The organism is Peribacillus frigoritolerans (assembly GCF_001636405.1).
Classification (GTDB): Bacteria; Bacillota; Bacilli; order Bacillales; family DSM-1321; genus Peribacillus; species Peribacillus frigoritolerans.
Genome location: NZ_KV440950.1, coordinates 1,409,619 through 1,435,047, shown reverse-complemented (window position 1 = coordinate 1,435,047; position 25,429 = coordinate 1,409,619). Strand labels below are relative to the sequence as shown.

At 34.7% G+C, this 25,429-nt stretch carries 14 protein-coding genes; 1 reads left to right on the top strand and 13 read right to left on the bottom strand.

The annotated features are described in order from the left end of the window. Window positions 1-69: 69 nt before the first annotated feature. Complete coding sequence (locus A6755_RS07020; RefSeq protein ID WP_063590234.1) at window positions 70-1,827, bottom strand: sigma-54 interaction domain-containing protein; 1,758 nt, start codon at window positions 1,825-1,827, stop codon at window positions 70-72. A 349-nt stretch (window positions 1,828-2,176) separates the two neighbouring features. On the opposite strand from A6755_RS07020, the gene A6755_RS07015 reads away from it, so the two are divergent. Next, window positions 2,177-4,135 carry an oxidoreductase gene (locus tag A6755_RS07015; protein ID WP_063592477.1) on the top strand — a complete coding sequence of 653 codons (1,959 nt, stop codon included), beginning with the start codon at window positions 2,177-2,179 and terminating at the stop codon, window positions 4,133-4,135. 115 nt (window positions 4,136-4,250) lie between these two features. Here A6755_RS07015 and A6755_RS26570 read toward each other — a convergent pair whose 3' ends face one another. The 12 genes from A6755_RS26570 to A6755_RS06955 form a co-directional block, all read right to left on the bottom strand. Then, window positions 4,251-5,579, bottom strand: a complete 1,329-nt coding sequence (locus A6755_RS26570; RefSeq protein WP_134402100.1) for a hypothetical protein — start codon at window positions 5,577-5,579, stop codon at window positions 4,251-4,253. Between the two features lie 15 nt (window positions 5,580-5,594). Beyond that, the gene (locus tag A6755_RS25915; RefSeq protein ID WP_084737506.1) at window positions 5,595-6,572 is read right to left on the bottom strand and encodes a hypothetical protein; all 978 of its coding nucleotides are present in this window, start codon (window positions 6,570-6,572) and stop codon (window positions 5,595-5,597) included. Between the two features lie 77 nt (window positions 6,573-6,649). After that, complete coding sequence (locus A6755_RS07000) at window positions 6,650-7,150, bottom strand: HEPN family nuclease (protein WP_063590233.1); 501 nt, start codon at window positions 7,148-7,150, stop codon at window positions 6,650-6,652. Window positions 7,151-7,162: 12 nt separating this feature from the next. Beyond that, complete coding sequence (locus A6755_RS06995) at window positions 7,163-7,447, bottom strand: hypothetical protein (RefSeq protein ID WP_063590232.1); 285 nt, start codon at window positions 7,445-7,447, stop codon at window positions 7,163-7,165. Between the two features lie 417 nt (window positions 7,448-7,864). Further along, on the bottom strand, window positions 7,865-10,318 hold the full coding sequence (locus A6755_RS06990; protein WP_063592474.1) for a restriction endonuclease-like protein: 2,454 nt from the start codon (window positions 10,316-10,318) through the stop codon (window positions 7,865-7,867). Then, window positions 10,290-12,830, bottom strand: coding sequence for an MrcB family domain-containing protein (locus A6755_RS06985; protein WP_063590231.1), 2,541 nt, complete (start codon window positions 12,828-12,830; stop codon window positions 10,290-10,292). Before A6755_RS06985 ends, A6755_RS06990 begins: the two co-directional genes overlap by 29 nt. 193 nt (window positions 12,831-13,023) lie before the next feature. Then, a complete protein-coding gene (locus A6755_RS06980; RefSeq protein ID WP_134402099.1) occupies window positions 13,024-13,404 on the bottom strand; it encodes a hypothetical protein in 381 nt (126 codons plus the stop codon). Window positions 13,405-13,561: 157 nt separating this feature from the next. Next, complete coding sequence (locus tag A6755_RS06975; protein WP_063590229.1) at window positions 13,562-14,365, bottom strand: hypothetical protein; 804 nt, start codon at window positions 14,363-14,365, stop codon at window positions 13,562-13,564. A gap of 12 nt (window positions 14,366-14,377) precedes the next feature. After that, entirely contained in the window at window positions 14,378-17,821 is a 3,444-nt protein-coding gene (locus A6755_RS06970; RefSeq protein WP_063590228.1) for a hypothetical protein, read from the bottom strand. Next, window positions 17,818-18,696, bottom strand: coding sequence for a DUF4007 family protein (locus A6755_RS06965; RefSeq protein ID WP_063590227.1), 879 nt, complete (start codon window positions 18,694-18,696; stop codon window positions 17,818-17,820). Before A6755_RS06965 ends, A6755_RS06970 begins: the two co-directional genes overlap by 4 nt. Before the next feature lie 101 nt (window positions 18,697-18,797). Then, window positions 18,798-23,852, bottom strand: coding sequence for an FtsK/SpoIIIE domain-containing protein (locus A6755_RS06960; RefSeq protein WP_063590226.1), 5,055 nt, complete (start codon window positions 23,850-23,852; stop codon window positions 18,798-18,800). Then, the gene (locus A6755_RS06955) at window positions 23,845-25,428 is read right to left on the bottom strand and encodes a hypothetical protein (RefSeq protein WP_244889645.1); all 1,584 of its coding nucleotides are present in this window, start codon (window positions 25,426-25,428) and stop codon (window positions 23,845-23,847) included. The genes A6755_RS06960 and A6755_RS06955 overlap by 8 nt, the downstream gene beginning before the upstream one ends. Window position 25,429: the final 1 nt, after the last annotated feature.

The following is a 25,429-nucleotide window of genomic DNA, read 5'->3' as shown; positions in this document are numbered from 1 at the left end:
CAATCATTAAATATGCAATATCCATACCAAGTTTTTGAATATTCAGATTTCAAAAAGGTTAATTTATTATTAATCGTCCTGATAGCTAAATTGGTATTTGCCCAGTTTGCGCATGATCGTCGTTTGGCTGACCTCCAGGGCCTTGGCCATTTTTCTGGTTGATTTATAGGTGGAAAGGGCCTGTGACAATAATTGCTTTTCCGTTTCCTCTAACGCTTTTTTCAAGGGAATGATTCCTGTTAAATTGACCAGTGCCGTATCTTTGTAGGTTAAATCGGAAGGCAAATCCTCTATCGTTACGATAGGTTTCCTGGCCGTCACGACGATTTGTTCGATTACATTTTCCAACTCCCGAACATTGCCCGGGTAATCCTGCAGCTGCAGAATTAACTTGGAATGATCATCAACCGTGATGGATTGACCGTATTTTTCATTGAACTTCTTCAGAAAATAATCGGTTAATAATAAGATATCTTCCTTCCGCTCACGCAGCTGCGGTATTTCCATTGGAACGACATGCAGCCGATAATATAGATCTTCGCGGAACTGATTATTCTTGATCATTTGCTTCAAGTCTTTATTCGTGGCGGAGATGATGCGAATATTCACCTTTTTCTCCTTCGTTCCTCCCACCTTCATGAATGTTCGATCCTGTACCAAATGCAGGATTTTCACTTGAATGTCGAGCGGCATTTCCCCGATTTCATCAAGAAACAACGTGCCTCCATCAGCACTCTCAACCAGCCCCTTTTTCCCGTGCTTATTAGCTCCCGTAAATGCACCGCTTTCGTAGCCAAACAGCTCGGACTCAATTAAAGCCGATGGAATCGCGCCGCAATTCACTTGAATGAAATTCTTATCCTTTCTGCTGCTGAGATCGTGAATGACCCTTGCTAAAACCCCTTTTCCGACTCCTGTTTCTCCATGGATGAAGATCGAGGAATCCATCGGGGCGACTTTTTCAGCTAATTCCAAAACCTTTATCATCTTATCCGAATTTGTAATGAAGTTATTGAATGAAACGGTTCTCGAATTTTCATGCTGGGCCCGCTGGTTCCTAAGGTTCACTCTATTCAATTGATTCTTCATCTCAACCAATTCCGTGATATCCCTGGAATTCGAAACGATTCTATATAAGTTCCCCTCCTCATCAAAAATCGGCTTCGCTGTGCTGAATACCGTCAATCCATGCGGATAGGTTTGCTCCGCCGAATGGATCGCTTTCGTTTTCATCGTTTTTAATGTAACCGAATTGACGATCAATCCCTTTTCAACCAACTCATTTATGTTCTTATTAATAAAGGCCTCCGGCGGCAGCCCTGTAAGCTTCTTGCACGCTTCACTCACGAATAGCGTGTCCCCGTTCGCATCCGTCACGAAAATTTCATCATAGCTGGAATGCAGGATTTGCGTGAGCTCCTTTACCTTCTTTCTTGTCACTTCCAGCTCTTTCTTTAGTGATTCATTTAGACTGATTAAGCTATTCATCTTCTTTTTAAGCTGCATTTCCCTGACTTCAGAGATCGGATAGCAGCTATATTGGTTATCGCCATGTTGAATCACAAAATCATAGGTGCTCAAATCCTCTTCACTTAGCTTATCTAAATCATCCACGACGACAAACGATGTATTAAGATAAGCCGTGATTTCCTGATTTTGACCATCGCTATCCAATCTCTTCAAAAAGAAACCTTCATCCAATATGCCGAGGATTTCCAAGTGATTTTTCATGACAATAAATGGTGAGGAATTAATTTTCAATAATGCTTTTACATCCAAAATAGAAATATCGGAAAATACAATTAGTGATTCCTTTTTTACTTCCATCACATCACCCCATATTTTGATTTCGAACCGATTTTGTTACACTTTTTTATACGAAAAGAAATAAGTATCATTTTCATAAGCGACGAAGGTCTCTATATCAACCAATCTAATGCCGAACCTTTTATGAATCACCTCTTTCCAAAAAAGGTTCACTTATCTATCTATAAAATACTATATTCATGAGCCATACCCTCTTTATCCAAGTAAAAAAACGAATATGAAACCACATTCCCCTGGAACGGCATGGTTATTGCATATTGAACCTGTATAGGGATAGGTAGGGGGCGAATGGCTGCCCTCTATACTCTCATTCTATCATTCTATCTAACATTAGGGAGTGGTCATGGATATGGCTCAATTCAAGAATCTGTTTACCCAATTAACGATCGGTTCTACTGAATTAAAAAACCGGATCTTAAGTACAGCACATCAAACAAATCATGTTACGGACGGAATCCCCACTTCGGATATGGTGGCCTATCATGAAGCCCGTGCTAAAGGGGGCGTCGGATTGATCATCCTTGAAGCGGCATCCGTCCATCCATCCGGCATGCTTACATCCAAAACGATCGCAGGCTATGACCAAAGAATCGTCGATGCCTACAAAGAGCTTTCCGAAACGCTCAATAAATATGGAACGAAGGTTTTCTCGCAGCTATTCCATGGCGGAAGGGAAGTCGTATCGAGCGACTATCGAAATGCGGCATGGGCGCCTTCAGCCGTTCCTAGCCTGCGCTTTGGCGTGATGCCAAAACCAATGAGTTTGGAGGATATTGAAGGAGTGATTGAAGGGTTCGCCCATTCAGCACAGCTGGCAAAGGAAGGCGGACTTGATGGAGTGGAAATTTGCTGTTCACACGGATATCTTCCTGCCCAGTTTTGGTCACAGCATACAAATAAACGCACCGATCACTATGGCGGGTCGTTTGAAAATCGGATGCGATTCATCGTGGAAATCTTGGAGAAAGTATGGGACAGAGTCGGGGAAGACTTTACCGTCGGCATTCGCATGAGTTCAGATGAACTGACGATGGACGGGACAACGATGAAGGATTCCGTGCAAATCGTTGAATATCTCGCTGAGAAAGTCCGTTTGGATTTCATCAATGTCACTGCCGGAGATTCAAGTACCTTCGAGGGATCAACCCATATCGTGCCGCCATCACCGATAAAGCACGCATACCTTTCACCACATGGATTCAAAATCAGGATGGCAGGAGCCGTACCAGTATTTGTCGGGAATAGAATCGTCGACCCCGTTGAAGCGGAGCAGATCGTATCCACCGGAAAAGCCGATGTCGTCGGAATGACCAGGGCCTTAATCGTCGACCCAGACATGCCCAACAAAGCAAAAGATGGCGACCTGCAGGCAATCGATGCATGCATCGGCTGTTTACAAGCCTGTATCGGTCACTATCATAAAGGACTGCCGATTGGCTGTGTCCAAAACCCGACAACAGGTAAAGAAGCATGGATCTTACCAGAATTAAAGAAAACGAGAAACAAACAAAATGTCCTCGTCATCGGCGCAGGACCCGGCGGATTACAGGCAGCCATAACCGCAGATTCACTAGGTCATTCCGTTACACTGATCGATCAAAGCAAATCAATCGGCGGCCTGCTTCAAACCATGCGCAAAGCACCGATGCGACATGAACTCGCAGAATCGATGCTCGATAACTACTCCAGGAAACTAATGAGAAGCAATATAAATGTACAATTAGGCAAAACGGCAACCGCCCAAGAAATAACCGAATCAAAACCTGACGCCATCATCTGTGCAACAGGATCAAGGCCCTATACACCAGCCATCGAAGGAATTGATGACCCACGGATCATCATGAGTGATGACCTCTTCAGCTCAACCAAAAAAGTGGGGGAAAACGTACTCGTATTTGACTTTGGCGGTGACTGGCCCGGCATGGAAGCAGCCATCTACCTGGCCGAAAAAGACCACCAAGTCACACTCATATCATCAAGACTGCACATCGGTGAAACCGTCCACCAATATCTCAGGAACGAATACCTAAAAAAACTATACAACCTAAACGTCACACTCCTACCCCATTACGACATCGGGGCAATCAAAGAAAATCACGTCATCATCCGGAACCTATTCACCCAACAAAAACAAGAACTAACAAACTGGGACTCCATCGTCCTCTCCCTTGGCCGCATACCCAACACAGAACTATTCGAAGAAATGAAAGGCCATGCTCCCATCGTGAAACAAATAGGAGATTGCCTGGGACCGCGGACGATTGAGGAAGCTACGCATGAGGGGATGATGAGTGTGATGAGTTTATAGGGGAAAGAGACATTCCCAAAGGAATGTCTCTTTTTTGTTCTTTTCAAGCACCCCTGAAAAAATGGGACTACTTATTTTGAAGAGTCGACCTGAACCAAGTACCGTTCAATCGATCTTAAAAGATAATTCCAGCACCACCTGTCGCAATACATGTTAGTTCAACTTTTAATGTATAGTCATCTTTACTGAATACATGTACATATCGATTCCATGTGACTGTTCCGATATCATTTATGGTATGAAATACAATGACGGGATAGCCTTCCCTACTGTAATAAAAATGAGGTTCTATTATATCAGGCTCTTTCTCAATCATTTCCCATTCATCATTAACGTTATAATCATATGATTCATCTCCTGATTCCTCTTGCACTGGCAAGATAACATCTCTTCCCCAAGATGTCCCATGCCAATTAGCTCCAAATTCATGTAATTCATGATATACTATTGCCGCCTGTAAATAAGATAAAGGTGTTTTATCTCCTTCAATGACTTGCATAAAATCTGACAATGCATGAGCTGGTTTTGGAGCAGATAAGAAACCATCTAATTGCTTACAATCTTCTACATCCTGTAACTCCTTTTTTTCAGGAATTGCCCATACGATTCCATTACCATTACCGCCACCATCACTAAATTGATACGCCCTTAGTTTATAGCCACTTTGGATGCTTAGGTGAGAGAATCCCTTTACAATGGATTCAGGATTTGCAGGTGTTCTATACCATCCATGGTCGTCATCGTCATATTTTTCAACTTGTTTCATTTCTACGATCAAATTAGGTTTTGTTGCATAGCTTGGAAAACGTTGAATACAAAACTGCTGCTTATATATATTAATCAGCTCTTGAGCCATCATTGGTCTGTGTGATGAAATGAGTGGGCATGGGTGATAATATTCATTCTTTTTTTCATGTTTTTTTCCGAAAGAAGGAACATTTGTTTCTTTTATTAATTTAAGCCATTTCTCCTTAATTAATTGAAAGTTCTTCCACTTCTTTTCTTGTTTAACCCCCCATCCAAGAAGAATCCAAGGGTGCAATTTAAATTCGTTTATATTAACTAGCGGTTTTGTAATATCATATTCACCAGAATGGACAAGATTTTCAAAATGATCTATCGCATCTTCTGACTTAGTATTTTGAAGATTGAAAATATTATAGATATGTAATCGACCTGAAATAGGCTTATTTTTACCGTAAATTCCTTCGATAACAGAGACTAACTGTTTCATGGTAGGATCTTCTGCCTTAATCCAACCACTGGCAGACCCCACTGCATTAAGTAACTGAGTTAATTCTTTATCTAGTGTAGCTGATCCTGGATTTTGTAAAAGACATGCTCCAATAGATTCCTCCGAATCTCCCCACTGAATGAAAGTTGATGTTCGATAAATATTTTCTCCCCTTTTAACAAATGATCCAAAAGCCTTTGGCTCCATCATGCTTAGTCTCCTTTTTTACGATCGTAAATTATATGCTAAATCGATGTAAGGTTTAATTTGATCAAAATTATCTACCCATTCTAATCTTATATAAGCTTCATGAGGATACTTTTCAATCTCATAGTCTGGTCTATGAAAGTTCCTACTCAGCATTTTATCTATCTCTTCTTGAATACTAAGACCTAATCTCTCCTCTTTCTTGCCGAAATGAAGAATAAAATGTCTTTGCCTTTGGATAGATAAAGTAGCAAATTTGGGCTTACTTACTCTTTTATATCCTATCCCATCTTTCGTTCCTGCATCTTGTATATCTGGGTATCCTGATTCATTCCAAATATAGTCATGAATTTTTCTTGCTAACTTTTGAGCCTTAACCTTTTCAAACTGAAGAAAGAAATATTCATTTGTCTTAGTTCCACCTATACAATTAATAACACAGAATTCTTCAAACTGTTCCAATAAGAAGCATGTTAATACATCATTTGATTTTTTAAAAAATTGATATTGTTCCTGTAAAAAGTTCCTGATATCACTCCAGGTCAAAATAATATTTTTTTCAACCTTTTGATTTATAGCAAATCTTTTTTTATGACCTTCTAGCTGGTTAATTTCTAAGTAAGAATTTAATCCTATCTTCGTTTCTATTAAAATAGAAACATTATCTGATAAAATTGCTCCATCGGGAGTATAATATTTCTTCATTTGTAAGTTATTTATCATGTTTTTAGTTTCTGCAATTCCTATTACAACAGCTTGTGGAGTTTTGCGATGAAGCTCATTAGAGACTTGATACATGTACTCAAAAGTATCATTTTCATTTCCGTTTAACCCTAACCATTTTGTCAGTTTCATGGTAAGAGTTGGTGAAGAATTTTGTAAAATATTAACAAATGCCTTCGTGGTATTATTTTCGATTTGTAAATGTTTAGTTTCTTCGGCGCCTTTTATCGATGGTCCACGATAATAATGAAAAATATTTTTATAAATAGACATTCTTATCACCTTAAAACTTTGAGATTTGAATTCGATTTTGAATGTTCAAAAACGGTCACACTATTTAAAGCTGCTTTTTAATATTTAGCTTTTATATAATCAAAGAAATTCAAGTGTACATTTGCAATATTTCTACTAATCATTTTAAGCTCTTCAACCTCTAACGTAATATATGAATTGTCTTTATCACTTAACGTAATTGATGAAATAATATTTTCTTCACCTGAAAACTCCACCCTTCCATGAGAAATTGCATTTCTTAGTTTCCTTAAGTAGTCAACATATGGTACATTGAGAATATTTTTATATATTGTTGTTTCAATTTTAATTACTCCTTTACCAGCTTCTATAGTAGATAAAACATCTTGTACTCTAATTCCATTATATTTATCCATTAAAAATTTAGAGAATGTTGAATTATTTCTTTTCGAGTATTCATTAGGTAAGGTGATTAATCCTATGCATAAATTTATTAATAATGTTACTTCATATTTCTCTATCCCAGTTCCTAATTCATCCAATATAGATAATGTTCTATCAGTAAACTCTCGTTCAAAATCGGAAATATAAACCCCCAATACTATCCCCTCCTATATATTTTGTATTTTTGAACAAATCCCATTTTCCCATTTAAAATTAGTTAATTCAAACTCGCAATCTCTAATATGAGCCTGAGTTTTTTGTAATCTTCCGGTAGTTTCGTTTATGACATGTCCATACACCCCTTCTCCTCGAGATGCTATTTTAGTAACATAAAATAACCTTCCAACTATTCCGGCGCCATGATCATTTGCAGGCCTTTTCTTACACCTTCTAACATTAATTACAACAGAACCAACGACTGTTGATGACTTGATATTACATTCTGTACACATGTAATTCCTCCTATTTACATCCACCATTTACCAACTTAATTATATCAGATTTTTTCTATATTTCTTGATATAATCCAACCTTATAATGAACTCCTCAATAACAAAAGATTGCCTCTTACCCTTTTAAAGAGAGCAATCTCATTACTTGCTACTAATCGATTTAAACCAAACCCAAAGATATAAGAAAGCCTGCTGACCTGAATGTACCGTTAATTGGCCCTCCTTGGCATCATCGATGAAAATGACGGCAAGAGCACCTATAAGACGGCAGGACCCGAAACCTTCCCCAAAAGACTGCATTCCAATGTTTGTTTCCCTGATTCCTTTTTTATGGGGTAGTACATGGGGTAATGTTGGGAAACAGAGGATTATACATGATTAGAAATAGAAAAAACCACCATACAAAGGTATAGTGGTTCACAGCAAACCAAGAACTTCTCTAAATACTTTAGACGGTTGATGTAATAATAAATCTGTACCTAATATTCGTTCCTGACTATCATTCCTGATGAATAAGGTTTGTTTCTCTTTATCTAAATAGATTTCAATTCCTTTAAAAGAAAAGGTCACTACTCCTAAGGCTTCGTCCAAAACCTTGTTATCCAGGTTAATCTCTATCTGATCAGAAATCCTTCTCAGCATCCTCCAAAGAGTGGTTTCCTGTTTGTTTTTCATGTACAGCTCAGGCAGTTCTTTCGCCTCGTATAGTAAAGAAAGAGTTGTCATCATATACGTTGCTATGCCATATTTAACAGGACGGATAACCTGCTTTGTATTCTTCCAAACCTCCACAAAGAAACGGACAGAATCTTCTTCAGTAGCAATTCGCTTGATTTCTCCATACTCTCTAACACCGTTCTCCCCAAGCCCTGAGGTCATATAAAGTGCGACATATTTTGCTTCTTGCCAGCCCTTTTTCAGGCTATTAACAGGGATCTGATAGTAGCCCTGCTGAATAAAGTCTCGATAAATTGCTTCGTTCGAAACCGTTCCGACAAGTACTTTTTCTTCTAATGTTGATTTCCATTCCTCTTTCGTTCCCCTAGGTAATATCCCTTCACGCTGTATTTCCTCAGGACTTTTTTCAATGAGGCACTCTAGGAATCGCTCGACCATATAGGTAGCGTTTGGCAAAAACGGCAAACCGCCAATATTAACTTGATCTATACTTTTATAAAAATGATGGTCTTCATAACTTTGCTCATCTGACCAAGGAAATAACACATATGCTCCAAAGGCAGTCCGCTCATATGGACCATTACTCATGGTAACGAGTGAATCCCTATAGCGGTGCATCGTATTAATATCGTCTTCCACTGGTCCCGGCGTTTTATAACGGGATTGATAATGGCTTTCAGGTTGTGCATAATCAATTCGGTATTTGGCATCAAATACATAATTATAGCGGTGATTCTTGCCTTTTTTCTCAATCGTCAACATCGAGTCAGGCTTTTGCGGAATGGTCGGTAAATCTTTTTCATATTTTTGATAGATTAGTTCAATCTTTTCATTAGTTACTGGGTGCTCAAAGACTCGTTTAGCAGTTCGGTTCGCCTCTAAATTTACAAACAGCCCATCTCGGTTTACACTGACAATATCCTGACTCAACAGGGTATACTTACTGTTCAAAATTTGTCCTAGCTTTAAAAAAGTCCAGTATTCATATAAAGTAGCGACATCCTTAACAGACATTTGATATAGCTTTCCTTGCAGCATAAGGCCTTTTGAGACAGTTAAATAAATTTGAAAGGCATCACGATAACCCGGTGCCATTTGCAGGACCAAACTCATTACCGATCGATCAAGTCTGCCAATCGAGCGCCAAAAGACATTGTTCTTCCTTGACTCAAGCTGCTGTTTCATTTGAGTCAGCCGTAACAGCAGTTCCGCATCAGGTTCTTCCTTCCAACGCTTATTCTTATTCATTAAAGCGCCCAACAAATCATCAAACTTATGAATCAGCCTGTCCATCATCCATTTCACATAACGATTTTCCATCGTATCGTAACGCAGTTCTTTTTTAGGCTTAACCCCTTCACGCGGCATCATCGTTTTCCCATGGATTCTAATTCCATTCTCCACTTCCATAAAAGACTGACTCCGTTTTTGCAAATACTTCTGTGTATAAGAATCAGTCTTGCTGAGCTGATCCCCGCGCGCTTTTACATATGATGTTTCTAATATATGATGTGGCTGCCTCTCGATTCGATTTACAGCCTGAATAAACTGCTTAAAATGCTTCGTCATCAAACGATAGAATTCAGCCCTGCTTGGCTTGCCTTCAAGCTTGATGTTTGCCCCTAAATACGTTTTCCGGATAAAGTGAAAAGCCAAGTTGTAAATCTCATCATTCACTTCCTCAAGCAGCTGTCGATAATCTTTTTGATAATCCAATTTAACTGGAAAGATTTCAAGCGTTACTTCCACTAACGTTTGTACACCTGAACGAACTTCAAAAGTGGTATATCCTACCTCATTTTGAAATTGGAGATTCCCTGTTAATAGCGACATACCACTCAATTCCATGCGAGATATTGCTTGGCGTAATAAAGGATGTTCATGGTAAAAGTCCAGTTCTTGATTTTGTTTTGAAATGATAAGCACTTGATATGTCCCATTTTCAAAGAAAATTGGCCGCACCTGCTGAGAATCAGTTAACTTTCCTGTTTCGATATCATAGACTTCAACACTTTGAACGTCTTCTCCTGAAACAGAAAATTGCATGATATCATGATAATCCATCTTTCGATACTGCTTTAACCCCTCGTACCGGTAATGATACGGCTTTCCCTTAATCACCAATGAAAATGCCTCTGCCTCTATTTTGACCAAGTCGACATCATCAGGAGATCCAGAAGGATGTGAAGCCATCATCTCGTAACCTCCTAAGCATCTCTACTACTTTAGCGGTACTTTTTGGATATCTCGCTGTACGTATACTGATTTCATTACTTTCCTCATCATCGATATATTCTTTTGTAGTAAACAAACGATATAAACCCTCTAATAGCCTTTCTACCCGGGTATCACTGCCTGAAATACGCGGCAGGATCTTTTGTAAAATACAATGATCAAATGCAATCTCAAAACTCATCAATTCACTGTCTTCGTTATAAGCAAGATAAAAACATATCTCATCCCGAACCCGATAACCGATATGGGCATTGGTTAGCTGCAAGGATTTATTGATATCTTCCAATTCAGCGGTAACCTTTTTAACAAGCTTTTGATTCCCCAAATAAAGATCCTTCAAGTGCAAATATTTGGACCTGAACATATGATCCTGAACCAATTTTGGTTCCACTTCCACCTGCTCTTCCAGAAATACAAGATTCGATAATTCCACCCGGTTGAACTCTATCGTATTAGCCCGGTCGAGCACCTTTTTACTAAAAGGATGTGTCGTTTCATCCATATTGACCGTCCCAATAACATAAAGGTTCACAGGCAGCCTAATATCCCGCTTAGACATTTCCGCAGAAAGAAGGGCAGACGTAACCATCTTCCCATTCTCCCACTTACGGCTCTCCATCACGCTCAACACATCGCTAAAATAATGCTCCACCCGTGCTAGATTCATTTCATCGAGTAACACAAAATAGGGATCATCCGGATTCTGTTCCGCTTTTTCAATCACAGTCGTAAATGGACCTGGCTTAAAATCCCCCTTAATATCCACATACCCTAGCAAATCCGAACCATCATTCCAATCCGGACGAATCGGAATCAACGTGAACTGCCCATTCTCCTCAGTAGCCCCCACACTCTCCGCAAACCACTGAACAATCTTCGTCTTCCCTGTACCAGAAATACCGGAAAGGATAACAAACGGCTTTGTTTTCAGAGAAAGGAACAAATTGGTGACTTCTTCTTTGGTGTAGAAAAAACCTTTGGCTGTAATGTAAGAATGGATGTGGGTGATTAGTTCTTTGTTACTCGCTAACCATTTTTCTTTTTCATATGTAATTTCATTACCCGGCTTCGAATTATATGAAGTTTCAATTATAGGATTACTTTTAAATGCAATATAGTCTTCATAATAACCAACCATCATTTTAAGATCTTGAACAAGCTCCGTTTCCGAAGGTAGGTCATCTAGGTTATATTCAATATAAGCAGCGGTCGACTCTGCATATTGTTTTGCTTTATTGCTATCTCCAATAAACATGTTATCATCTTTTTTCACTGAAGAATCCATTGTGATATGACCACGAATGTCCTTTTTGATTCTCAACATATCTTCTTTAGACGTTTCCGTAACGCCTTGACTAAAAGACAAATAAAGTCGCTTCATATCTTCACTAAAAAGGTAAACTAAGTAATACCCTCTTTGTGTAGAGTTCGTTACCTCATTATTTAAAATAGAAATCCACGGAACTGTTGCCCAATTCCCTTTACCAGCAGAAGCTGCTACAGAATAGTTTTTATCATCAAGAAATGATAGCTTACTCATCTCCTTCGGTACATCGTGCCTTACAAAGCTAGCAAAAGCATTTCCACCAAAACCCTCACTTTTTGCTGTTATATATTCACTAGATATTTTCAGAAAATACTCTCGTAATTTACTGTCCACTTTTTGCAACTCCTTAATAGGTATCCAATTTTGATCGACTAATTGAAGATTTTCAAGCCATGATAGTAGGTTATTTGTTCTTTTCTCGGCAACAGATTCAAGCATTAAGTTATCACCTTTAGAATTCCGAACTATTAACATACCTATCTCAATAAGAGCTGTTCTTTTTTCAACTTTAGAAAACCTTTTCATAATACTTAAGCACTCTAATGCAACTTGAAAATAATCTTGCATCAATACCAATTTTTTAAGGTATTGTTTTTTATTCTTACTAGTTAAGTACTCACTCATATGAGTTTGACTTATTTTATTTTTCTCGTTTATCAAACCTATTAATCTTAAGTCTTGGCGACAGCGAGACTTAAGATGATATATATTTCCGCTTATTTGTTCACTTAATGTAGACGGGTCATATTTGCCGTTATACACCTCATCAAGGAAAATCTCAAAGTTTTCATAATTATCGGCAGGTAACTGGTCTGTTTTAAATTCTCGTAGTTTTATAGCTGGCTCCTCAGCTAAATGGATTACTTCAACAAAGGGAAGCTTAGATATGAGAGCCATATTTAATATAGAAAAATCTTTGGTCAAAACAAAGTCCGAAGGTGAAGCAGTTCTTACTGAAACAAACTCATACCAAGCTTTTAATATAGTATTGAGAGGGATTTGTTGATCCCGCTCTTTCCCTCCATTGATTGAAATATCTACTACATTTTGATTGATGCCTTTTATGTAGATAATATTTGAACTTAATGTATGTACTTGTTTTAAATCTTTTATTATTTCTATTAATATCTTCTCAATAACCATAATTTTATCCCTCACAAGTCTCTATCACTCTGATTTTGATCTCGTATATATAGTACGATATCTATTTTATAAGAATTATTTTTCAATCTGAATAAAGCAAATTAAAACTGATGAATCAAAACATAATTCTAAGAGAATACTTCTTGAATTATTTATACAAATATTAATTATTTAAATTATTTTGGGTTAAGATTCATTTTATATAACACCTATTATTTAAACAAAGACATAAATCTGATTTGTGAATTGGGTTTAATGATTTCAAATCGACAAAGTAATCAGTTTTATACGGATCATAAAAAATGGGGCTATATTCAGATGTTAAATTACACTCTTCATCAGAATAAGTTCCAATTACATAAGCATGAACCCTTTTTTGAAGAGTGTTTCTAACTCTTTCTTGTCCCTTTTTGTATACTTTAAAATCAACGTCATGTAGGATAAATCCATCTCCATGAGCTATGACTATTCTGGTCTTTAAATCTTGAATAGAGAAGGTTCCTTTGTGTAAATTCCGGTATACTCTTATTTTTTGTCCTATTTCTAGAACATGGCCATTCTTGACATATAACATAATAACACCCTTGCAGGTAGATTTTATAAACTGGTTATACATTATTTATTCCCATTATATGTATGACTTATTCAAATGGTGTGTATACAATAAAAAACCATGATTTACCCAATCATGGCTTTTTACTTTAATATCGTTTACAACAATGCCTTAACTGTTATGAGAAAGAACAAACACATGGAACGGTTTCATCCTTAGTTTTCAAGAATTTCTCTATACCTTCTCTATCCATTTGCTCTCTATATTCCCTTAATGTAAAGGGTCCTCCATCTTTTTTCAATATAGATACATTCTTTTCAAAGTTCTTACGAAAGTTTTCTTCCATCTCTTCTTGTAAAGCATATCTATCCGGCCAAATTTTGTATAATTGTGCGTAATGTTGATAGCCGCCCCTTACACAGCGGCCCCCACAATTTGCATGTGAAAAGCCCATTTCATACATTCTTGGTAATTTTATTCGCCATTCTCCTTCAATTATACCTTTAGCATCAATATCCTCTCTAAAGGTTTCAATCATAGGAAACCTAGTTTCAATAGGTTCTAGAGGTCGGTGGCTATAAAATTCCTTTAAATTATCAGCTCGATGAGACTCATGTGGACCAATTCCAAAGTAGAGGATTGGTTCTAAGTTATGTTGATCTCTAAGCTCTTCTAAGAAAACAATAGTTTGATAGACTTTTAGCTCTTCTGAACATTTCGCCAACCTTGAATTCCCCAAAAATCGATAGTCATAAAAAACCTCTTCTGGAGTTCTACCATCTATTCGTTCAGTAATTTCAAGTCCAATATAGTCAGAAACCTCATCCATAAATCTATAATTATCGTCATCTTCCCACAATGTATTAGTAAAAAAAAGTATACAATTTTCTTTCCCATGCGCTTGTACCATTTGATAAGCAACATATGCGCTTGCAGCGCCCCCACTAAACATAGCTACATGTACTGGTTTTCTATCCAACACAAGTCACCTTCTCTATTCTACAAATTGATCAAACAAACTATAAACAAGATACTCTACTTCTTCTTTTGGTACATTACGCCCTGCATTACGAATCATCCGCTCAACATTTTTATATATTGTTTCAGACTTTGTTGATAAACTTACTTTATTAAGAGTCTTTACTATTCCATTATATTGAATCTCAATTTGATTTCCAGTATTTAGATTGTGAATTGATGTGTCCTGGAAATCTGATTTGATTTGTCTAAGAAACATTTCTGTAGTGATATCAGACCAATTAGATAGTTCAATACCTAAGTAAGAGTAGGCAAACTCTTCAATCCAATTCTCTAATTGATCTAAATTAATTATACTTTTTACAAATTTATTTTTCTTCTTTACTTCTCCATTATTGTCCTGTGCCCATGATTGTAGCTGATCAAATGAGACTACATCTACTATTTTAAAAACTTCATCACATAGCACTTTCTTAAATTCAATATACGCCACTTCTATTTCTGTCTTTTCCATTGAAAGTACGCCAATATTATTATTATATCTCTCATATAACTTCCTAAAAGTTTCTTGAGGATTTATCTCGCTTTTTCTAATAATTTCTTTTAACCACAATATATTCTCATTAAGCTTCGATGTAGTTTGAGTATATCTTGGTAGACTTCTAAGCCAAGAAAGCATTGCGTTATTCAAACGAATAAATTTAGGCTTGTTCTTTATTAAATCATTCTCATAATGACTAAAGATATTTTCTAATGATAAGAAGAACTCGTCGTATTGCTGATCAAATTTATAATAAACATACTCATATTCATTAGCTTCCTCGAACATTTTATATAAAATCTCACTTGTAATCCCAGCTATATACATATCATTTCTATAGAACATCATCTGATCCCATCTATCTCTTAATAAAGAAACCACAAATAAAGGAATTAAAGGGGCCCTAATCCCAAATGGTTCTCTTTGTAGGATTGCTGAAAGGTCGCTCAGACTACCATTTACATTGCTCTCTAAGTAATGTACTAATTTTTCTCTTAACTCTCTTATTTCAATTGAACTTATATTATCTAGATCTCTTATATCAAATTTGTTGTTCTTAAATACTGTGGCATAGATTAAATAATCAGGCCCTTGTCCTTCTATAGAAAGATCAGTTTCACTATAATTATTGATAACTTTATCCAGAACGGTATAGCCTGCTTTACGCTGCATATTATTTATTTTTCTTCTATTAAACGAATCATTTCTAACTTCTGGAGTTAGTCTATAATTTTTGAACATAATATTACTTAAAAGTTGCTCTAAAGCAATTTCACTATGAAGAGCAATCTCGTCGTTCTTATAAAGCCATAAACAATCAGAACTATAGCTCGTATATTTATCAATAAAATCTCTGATTGAAAACTCTAGATCCTCTTTCCTTAATATCAATTCTTCCTTTAAAAATTTATCCTCTTTTAACAATTCAATATCATTCAGTAAGTCATTAATGACCACAAGTTCCGTAACTTGTTCATCTATTGGTGAAAAAGAATATTTAGAAATACAGTAAATAAAATATTCTTCACTAGAATTTTTTAATTTTTCTTTGACATATTCCAGATCACTTAACGATTCGAGTATGATATAAAAAACTACCGCGTCTGATTTCTTGGATTCCTTATATTTTTCTCTCCAACCTTCACCCTGTAAAATTTCTGAACTGAATAGAAACTCTATTTCAGCATACCGAGTCATACTTTTCTCATCATTATAATCATTGGATAAGAAGAATCGTTTTGTTAACAAGTTTTTTAAAATTGTTTCTCTTAAATTTCTATTAAGTTTAATAAAAGGCCGTCTTTCTTTTATAATTTCTTCAATAAAGAATGAACTACCCTCCATTAATTCCCAATACCCCATTACTCTATTGAATCTAATCGTTTTTATTGATGATAACTTTGTAAGAACATTGGTTAATTCATTTCTTGTTTTGTTCAAGGCAAACTGTAAAAAGTCTGTTGTCAGCTTAAATTTTGATTGTAAACCTGCCATTTCCCATAGCGTAATGAATTTTACAACATCCAAATTATTCTTATCCTCTAGTAATAAGGGGGCTTTATGAATAATGCTTTTGTATATCTTCATTGCTTCAAAACCATCATTACCGGTATCCACTTCATGTAAGGAAGGGAAAAAGTAATTAAATAAATGGGATGGAAGATAGTATCCATCATTTTTATCGAGATGATTAGTTAGACCACCAGTTTCACTACTTTCTAGAAATGTGAATAACGTTCTTTCATTTTGACCAAAAAAACTAGATAAGTATGGTAATAAGTATAGGGTCACTGGATGCAAAGGATACGTTCCTTCTATAATGATCTTTTCAACTTCTTGTTGATTCAATTCTGGGAATAAAGGATATTTTCTTAGTTGATCAATTAAATCCGGTATGTTTTCATTTTTAACTAACCTGTTACTGTTTATATTGTTAAGATAGCTATCTACAATCCGTATGAAAGTGAAGCGATCACTTTCTACATAGTAGGTTCTAAATCGCTTTTCAATTCTTTGAAATTCATTCTTAAATTCTTCATTTAACAAGCCTAAATATTGAGCTAAATTACGATGTGTAATTAATAGCAAATGCAAATTATCCGCTGTATTATTGGTTAACTCCGCTAGATCTTGTAAATCCTGCATGGTTTCATGAACAAGATGAGGTTCGATCGTTTGGAGCATCCTGCCAAACTCATCATATGCAATAAATAACCCAATATTTTTTTTCTTTAATTCATGTAGAACAAACTTAATTTGATCAATAAAAGATTCCTTATAGTCCACAACAAACTCAGAACCAGAAGTTAATGAAGGAAATATATCTATAAACCAATCAATTTCTTCTTTCTCTTGGTTTAATACTTCTAATCTCCATGTATCTATATCTTTTCCTTTTTCTTTCAGGATTTTCTTAAATGCCCTATAGGTTGTTGGAAACTGCTGTGACCATAAATCAACAGTTTGAATAATTTTCCCATTTTGCCCTGGAAGAGTAATATTAATCTTATTTTCATTAATAGTTCTAATGATTGAATTTAGAACAGACTGTCTAAATCTTCCTTCATTCCCGTTCAGTGCGACCGTTAAGTACGTTGTTTCTATATTATTAACCTCAAATAATTCATCAAAAATATCATCATGTACCTTGTTGAATTTCTTTGATAAAGCATTGAAAGTTCTTTTTTCGACTTTCTTTGAAACTAGCCCAGCCACAATGGTAGCAATTAGTGATTTACCTGTGCCATAAGGACCAATAATAATATGTGATCTAATTTCTTTACCAGTAAATCCTCCTAAGAGACCTAATAAAGATTCTGCGTGAGATGGTGTAGGTAGATACCGATTTATAAATTCCTTTTTACCTAAGTCGAATTTTATATTAACGCTTGTTTTAAATGGAGCCTCTTTAACTATCATTTAATTACTTCCACCTTTCGGCTATACTCATCTTGTAAAAAGTTCTGTGGAGTAATATTTGGGATTCTAATTAAATCTAAATTGTTTGTTCGAATATAACTTACCGGATATTTTGGATGTAATGTTAATTGATTCAGGGCATTCACAATTGAACTTCTGCTAATATTGAAAGTTTTACCCCATAAGCCAATAGAATGAACTAAATCATCTACACTGACTGTATCAACATCATTTTGAAAACAGTAATCCAATAAGACATACATTAAAGCGGTTAGACCAATATGATTATAGTTAGATGCCTTTTTGTAAATAACTCCTTTTATCTCGTCCACTAAACCTAGTTTATGCAAGGGGCTTTGAATGACTTCTTCAGGGTCGTTCACATTTTGTCCTGCCGTATATAGTTTGACTAGACAATCAATATCACGCTTCAACGATTTATCTGAAACTGCTTTTTTCTCTGTATCCTTAACCCATTTTATAAGTTCATTTAGAAGGCTATCCTTAGTTGAAACTGTTTCTTTATATACATTGAAATACCAATACCATGTAGAAGATGGCTCAATATCCTTAACCAATTGATAGTGTAAAATAGACGCTGTTTCCGGAAATTTTATAAATTTATCGTATTTAAAAACTAAATCGCCAAGTTCAGTGATTCGATGTATTTTCTTTCTTTCAGTATTATATACCTCTGAAACTACACCTGTAGCAACAACCCAATAACGAAGGGATTGAACCATATTTTTACCAAGTCCAATTTTTTCAAAAGCATCTTTATCATAGAAGAATCTTTCATCGGTAGCCAAATGCTTAATACCTTTATTTAACCATCTATCTCTTAAATAAAAGCTTTGATGTTGCCCATATGCCATATCACATCTAACGCCTTTCTGATTTTCACTGGAGACCCTTTTCCAGTGATTGATTTGTTGAAAAGAAGACATCTAGAATCAAATCTAGATGTTCTTCAAGTTTATTCTTTTGAAAAGTAATTTAATAACGCTCTTCTTACTTTAGTCGTTAAGAAAGGGCTCTTTCCTCTTAAAACAGTACCACTAACCCTAGCAAGAAAATCTCCTTTTCCTGCCAATTTTTCTGCTCCTACTTCATCAAGAATAATACTAGAAGCATTAGCATCGGCAGCTTTTAATGCAAGTCTACCCACTAAATTATTTCTAATATTAGTATTAATGATGTCTGCTTTAGGGGTTTGTGTACAAATAATTAAATGTATTCCCGCTGCTCGCCCTTTTTGACTTAGAAGTTGAATAGCTATTTCAACTTCCTTCTTGGTTTCTGAATCTCTAGTCATAAAATCTGCAAACTCATCAAAAACTAAAACAATTCTTGGTAATTTCGGAGTACTACCTTCAGTGTATTCCTCTAGGTATTCTTCTAGATTTGTAACCTGCTTTTCAGCAAGGATAGTATACCTATTTTCCATCTCAGCTACTAATTCATTTAATTTCCCTACTGCCCCATCAATTTCTGTAATAACATCAATAGTATGTTGTTTATTTTCATAAATCATAAATTCTACTTTCTTAGGATCAATAAATAAAAATTCTACACGTTCATTAGAATAAAGACACATCATTCCTAGAATAATAGAGTTTAAAGTCACACTTTTACCACTTCCGGTTGTCCCGCCGGTAAGTAAATGTGGAGACATAGAGCTCGAGAAATCCATATAAATAACATTATTTAAAGGATCCAATCCAAGTGGTGCAATTAAGTTTGTACCAGAAATTTCATTTTGCAGTTGTTCGCGTACGATCTCCATAAACTTTTCAAAATAAACTGTTTCTGGATCATCTCTAATGACATCAATATTAATTCCGTTTTTATCTATAAAAATATGTGGTTCCATACTAAGTCCTAACCAAATTTGAATGTCTTCGGAACGATTAGATATTTTTTTAAAAGAACCGGAAGGAAGCTCTAGGTTCAATCTTATAACTCCAGAACCAATGATAGATTTTTTAACATTGATGTGAATTCCCTCTTGATTCAACTTTAACTTTAATTTTTTTATATAAGAATTTTTTAATTCTTCGTTATCTTCCTTAGTATCTTCATATGTAAAAGATACGCCCTCTAAAGCAGCTTGTTCAGGATAAAAGGATGGAGAAATCACTTTAGGTATTATATTTATAGGTTCTTTGTCAGGTTCTTCATTTGGTTCTTTGGCTAGTTCTTTGTCAGGCTCTTTATCTGGTTCTTTATCTAGCTTATTGACTTCCCCGAAATTTTCATCTTCAGCTGGTACTTCGTGTTCTTTTGAAACAATATCACCAGACTCTTCATCATTAATTAGTTCCGTAGAGATATCAAGAAGATAACCTTCATCCAACTCTTCATATTCAGGGGTGACTTCTTCAGTTGTTTGTAATTGTTTAAGAATGTAAGATCTTGTAAAGATAAAGTTGTCAGTCTGAGAATCAATTTTCTCTAAATAAATACCTTCATCAACACTTTGAAAATTCGATTCAGTTAAATTTGATGTATAGCAATAAACATCAGCACTTCCACTCATCGTTACGGTTATATTCGAAATATTTATATGTTGTAATTTTTTTAACAAGTAAATATGATCTGGTTTATATGAACTTTTTTCGATAAAGTACTGTACTAATTCTCTCCGCCAAAATTCTGTATCAAGTTTAGGGTAAGTAAAATCAAATAACTTTTCGTATAGGCTCAAACCACTTTTAATTTGTTTAAGTGCATCATATCTTTCTTTTTCAAAGATAGTATGGCTTACAAATTTCAATTCAACTAATTCAAAATGAATATTTAATTTACCTTCTTCTTCATTTATAGTAGTTAAAACCAAATCTGGTCTTCTCTTATTATTTGCAAACCATGGAAGATCGTCACATGAAGACCAAACTGATAAAGTTTTGGATTCACTATTACCTCTTTTTTTAGTAGTTAAATAAGTCGCTAACATTTCATGTGCATATTTTCCTTTTCCAATAACCTTTAGTACTAATGCTCCAGAAATATCTTTCACTTTATTAACTGCTGCTATCACTTCTTCTCTACTTACGTTTTCATTCTTTAAGATGGATACAAGCTTTCTATGCAAACGATCATAATAAGCATAGTCACTTGTTTCTTCACTTATTTTCCTTATATATTTCGAGGACGATACAATTAACTTAAAGTTACTATTCGTACCAGTCTTGGGTTTATATTGTATGATGTTTGCCTGAGAAGAAGTTTTTATTAATAACGTTTTATCTAAATACCTATCGAGAATTACAACCCAATTGAACCTTTCATGCATAAAATCAATCAATGCATTATTACCAACATTAGATATAGAAATCGTATTTTTGAGAACATTTATGTTATTTCTTTCAGGCATTTGATTTGTATCTATGATGAATTGGAGTTGATAAAAGGACTGTAACGCAACAGGCAAATATTCGCTTACAAAACTTATTCGTTTTACAGCTTCATCATCGTTTAAAGGTTCTTTATATAAAGTTTCAAACCAAGATGAACTTGTCGAAGGTGTAAATCTTTCGAAATTATTTTGAATTTGATTTGCCTGTGAAAAGTAATCAGCCAATACAACTATATCCGCGTCTTCCATTCGGTTATTAACACTTTCTTTAATAGACGAAATATTTTTTCCGGATATAACATTTAGCTCAAGTTTAGGAAACTTAGATCCCAACTGTGGCTTTATATACTCTTCTTTTTGTTCAATCCATTTATTTAATTTCCCATGAATTTTGGCAGCATGTTCACTATGAACTGTTAATCTAAGCTTATTCACCTTTGTCTTTTTAAATATTTCATCTATGCATTTTGTGACAATGTCAGCACTTTGACAATATAGCAGCAGGACATCGAGTCCATCTTTTGAGTATGGATATACTTCTAAATAATTTTTAATCGTTTTCCCTAATTCTTCTGATAGCTCATTGACTAAAGTATCGGTTGATTGATGAGGCTTATTACTAAGGGTAAATAAACCTTCACCTAATCGTTCTTCCTGTTCAATTAGGAAAACCCTATCGCTATTAGTGGAGAAATACCTAGGTGCTAAATTACTTGTCTTTTCGTAAATAAAACCTAAGTATTCATCCAATTTTTCTACTTGTAGAGTGTTAGATGTAGCAGCAGTAATCCAAGATTCAATTTGATTACTTAATTCTTCATATCTTTTAATTATAGATATTAATCGAATTGGGTTAAAAATTGTCAATACTCTGCTATTAGGTATTGAACTTTCACCTTTATTTGTTTCAAATGTGTCAATGGCCCCGATAATATTTACATACTGGTATATATGCTTTGCTACTTGAGAAGACTCATATACATTTTCTAATAAATTTGTAACCTCAGCCTCTAAACTATTCACGTTTAATACACTTATTCCATCATCTACAGCAATTGTTAATAATTCACTATAGTTTATTAGGAAATTCGAAAATTTATGAAAGTGATCTTCCATTTGTTGTTGATTTCCTGCTAAATAGTATTTTACCTTTTCATCTACATAATTTTGGACATCAATTATTTCTATTTCATTTTCCGCATAATTTTGTAAGTATGGTATAGATTTTTTCGATACCTGATTATACAGGCTGTAAATATCCAGACGATGAAGCCCTTTTATTTTAAATTTTTTGTTTTCAATAACATTATCTTCAATATGAAAACTTAAATTGTATGATACATCTAATTCTTTACTTGAGTCATCATATTTATCTAATAATGACGCAATATCAAAATCCAGCCGTGGTATTAATTTATTGATATTATTCAAATATAATCTCTGTATGGATAGTATATTTCCTGGAAGCTTTGAGTTTATAGAAAGTCTAAAATATAATTTATCAATATTTTCTCTTTCAGAATGATCTTCTAGAAATAAGAATATTTCTCTCATTAATCCATAGAAAAGATCCTCATATTCTGAAGGGTTTCTTAATTTTTCTACAATTCTAGTTAATTTTTTCACCAAACCTGGTTTGACATTTAGAATATCTTCACAATCGTCAATGAAATTTTGTATGGCTTCTGGATCATTTCCATCTAGTACGTCATTATATCCGTTTTCGAAATCCTCCTCTTCTCTATCATCTTGAAATGTATAAGTTTGTTTAATATCAATAAGCTGTTCATTAATATTCTTTACTACTTTAAAACTAAATACTTTTTCTACCAAACTAAATTCATTAAACAAAAAGGTATTATCATTATTGTTAAGAAAATCTAATGCTTCTTTTGTAAACTGTTCGGAAGTCGTACTGTCCCAAATATCCTCTGCCCAATCAGCTCTCTCCTCTTCTTCTAAAAAAGAATAGAGTTTGTTTTGCAACTGTTCAGTATCTAAATTTCTATTCCCCGCCTGTAAATTGGCCAACTCATAATTTTTCTTTAACTTACCCTTATCACTTAGTGATAATTTTGTATCTTTAAATAGATTTAAAGAAGGTAAGTTTTTTTGAATTTTATCAATTACTGAGGGAGATTCATCATTAATTAACTGAACTAGAAATTGCAACACACTTCTAAGTTGCGGTTCAGAAACCTCCCTAAATAAGCTTATAAAGTCATTTAGAATTTCTATTTCATCTGCTGCTAAAATTCCATTTTCAGAAAAGAGATTAAAAAGAGAATCTAGTCCTTGCTTCGATAATAAATAGGATTCATCAATAGTAAAGATATTCTCTAAGCTTTGTGATTCTGGTGTTATTTCATTTATAACTAGTATAAGTGCTTGATTAGCTCGTGTATTATTCCTTAGCCAAGTACTTGTCTCTGCCCCAAAGAAAGAAAATTCTTCAAAACTATTAATTGGAGTGATAGTACGAATAATAGGATCATATGATTGCTGTAAAATGTTCTTACTTTTCCTAAATTCATTTAATAAACTTATGATATTTTCTTGATTAAGACCGGTGATTTTTAAAAACAATTTTTCTGTGTGGTTTCGTTTTTCAGCTTTAAAATGGTCGCTTAGTAATTTATTTATCCATAATCCTATTAAATTGTTTTCATTCATACACAACTACTCCTTCTACTACATCATATGGATTCCTAATCATTGCAGTAGCATCGGAATATTCTATAAGTAAACCGTTTTTCTTTAGTTTACTTCTTAAGGCCAACACATTTTTATTGTAGTAACTTATATTTAACTTTGACGATTCATAAAGCCCACTTTGCTTGGCTTGAATATCTCCGATTACGAAACCATACTCTTGATATATAGCTTCTAAAAATCCGCTGAATTCCATTGTTTCTCCTGGCTTCACATTTGCAAATACTAACGATTGTATAAAATTATCAGTCATTGTATACCGATAATTGGTACCTGCTTTATAGTTTCCTAGACCCCCATCTCTACAAAGAGTTCTTACAATAGCTGTCTGTTGTCTCTTCAATTGATCTGATACAACTTCTCTAACTGTTTTTAGTAACTTTGTAGTGACGTCTTGATAGTTTTTACAAGAAAGCAATGATTTTATAACGGGTTGTTTTCTAGATTGCAGCTTGGAAAGACCTTGAAGTTCTAAAAAAGTGTTTGGATTATCTTTCCACATTAATAACTGATTATTTACTGCTTCTGCTGTTCCGATATTGTTCATAAACTCATCAACGAAATATTCTTCTAACTTATCTTTTATAAGTAACTCATTACGCTTAAAAGAATTCGCTGAATGTTTGAGAATTTGACTATTTTGTCCATCTAAACAATCGAAAAAGTACAATGTATCATATGCTTCATATGGCTTAGACCGTTCATACATATATCTAGTAAGTTGGAAACTAACTAAACTTGTTAATAATTTAAACATTTCATATACATCGATGTTTAAGGATAATAATTGATCAAGTTCTAGAGCGAATTTATCAAATAACGAATGCTCAATAATTGGTAAAAATGGATATTCATTATTTTCTTTTTGTTGGGTAAATTTCTTTAAAGGATATAAATCCTTTTCATTTTTTTCATCCCCTAAAGCATTTGAAATAGTATCTACAATTCTCTCAAGAGATACATTTTTTGTTAAAAGTGCACTTAATTTATCTTCTATACTGAGTTTTAACTTAGGGTCCTTTTGGGTTCCATACGAAATCATTAAGTAATATAACTCTCCGCCTCTTGCAAAAAAGTTACGTTCGTAGGAAATACTCTCTCCATTTTTGCGAAGTTCAAAGAATAATAGGCTTTCATGAAGTGGATATAAGGTTCTTGCATACCAGGAACGATCAGCTTCTTTTCCTTTACCATCCACTAATGGGACTTCTAAATTCCTAAAAAACTCTCGAATTACTTCTACCCTTTCGGTCCCTTCACCACTAGTATCATATAATCCATAAAGGGAATTCTTTGACTCCTCATCTAATTTAGCAGTATCTCTTTTACTGCCTTCCTTAACTCCTTCAAATATAAATTTTCTGAGATTGGTCGATTTTTTCCTGAAATACATATCCGCATTTAATTGATATTTTGTTCCGTAAATTACATTAAAAAATTCTAATACATATTCAGGTCCCCGTTGTCCATCCTTAAATCTGTGCCCCCAAATTTTAGCGGATAGCTGTGAAGAGAACTGTTCTACATTATTAGCCATT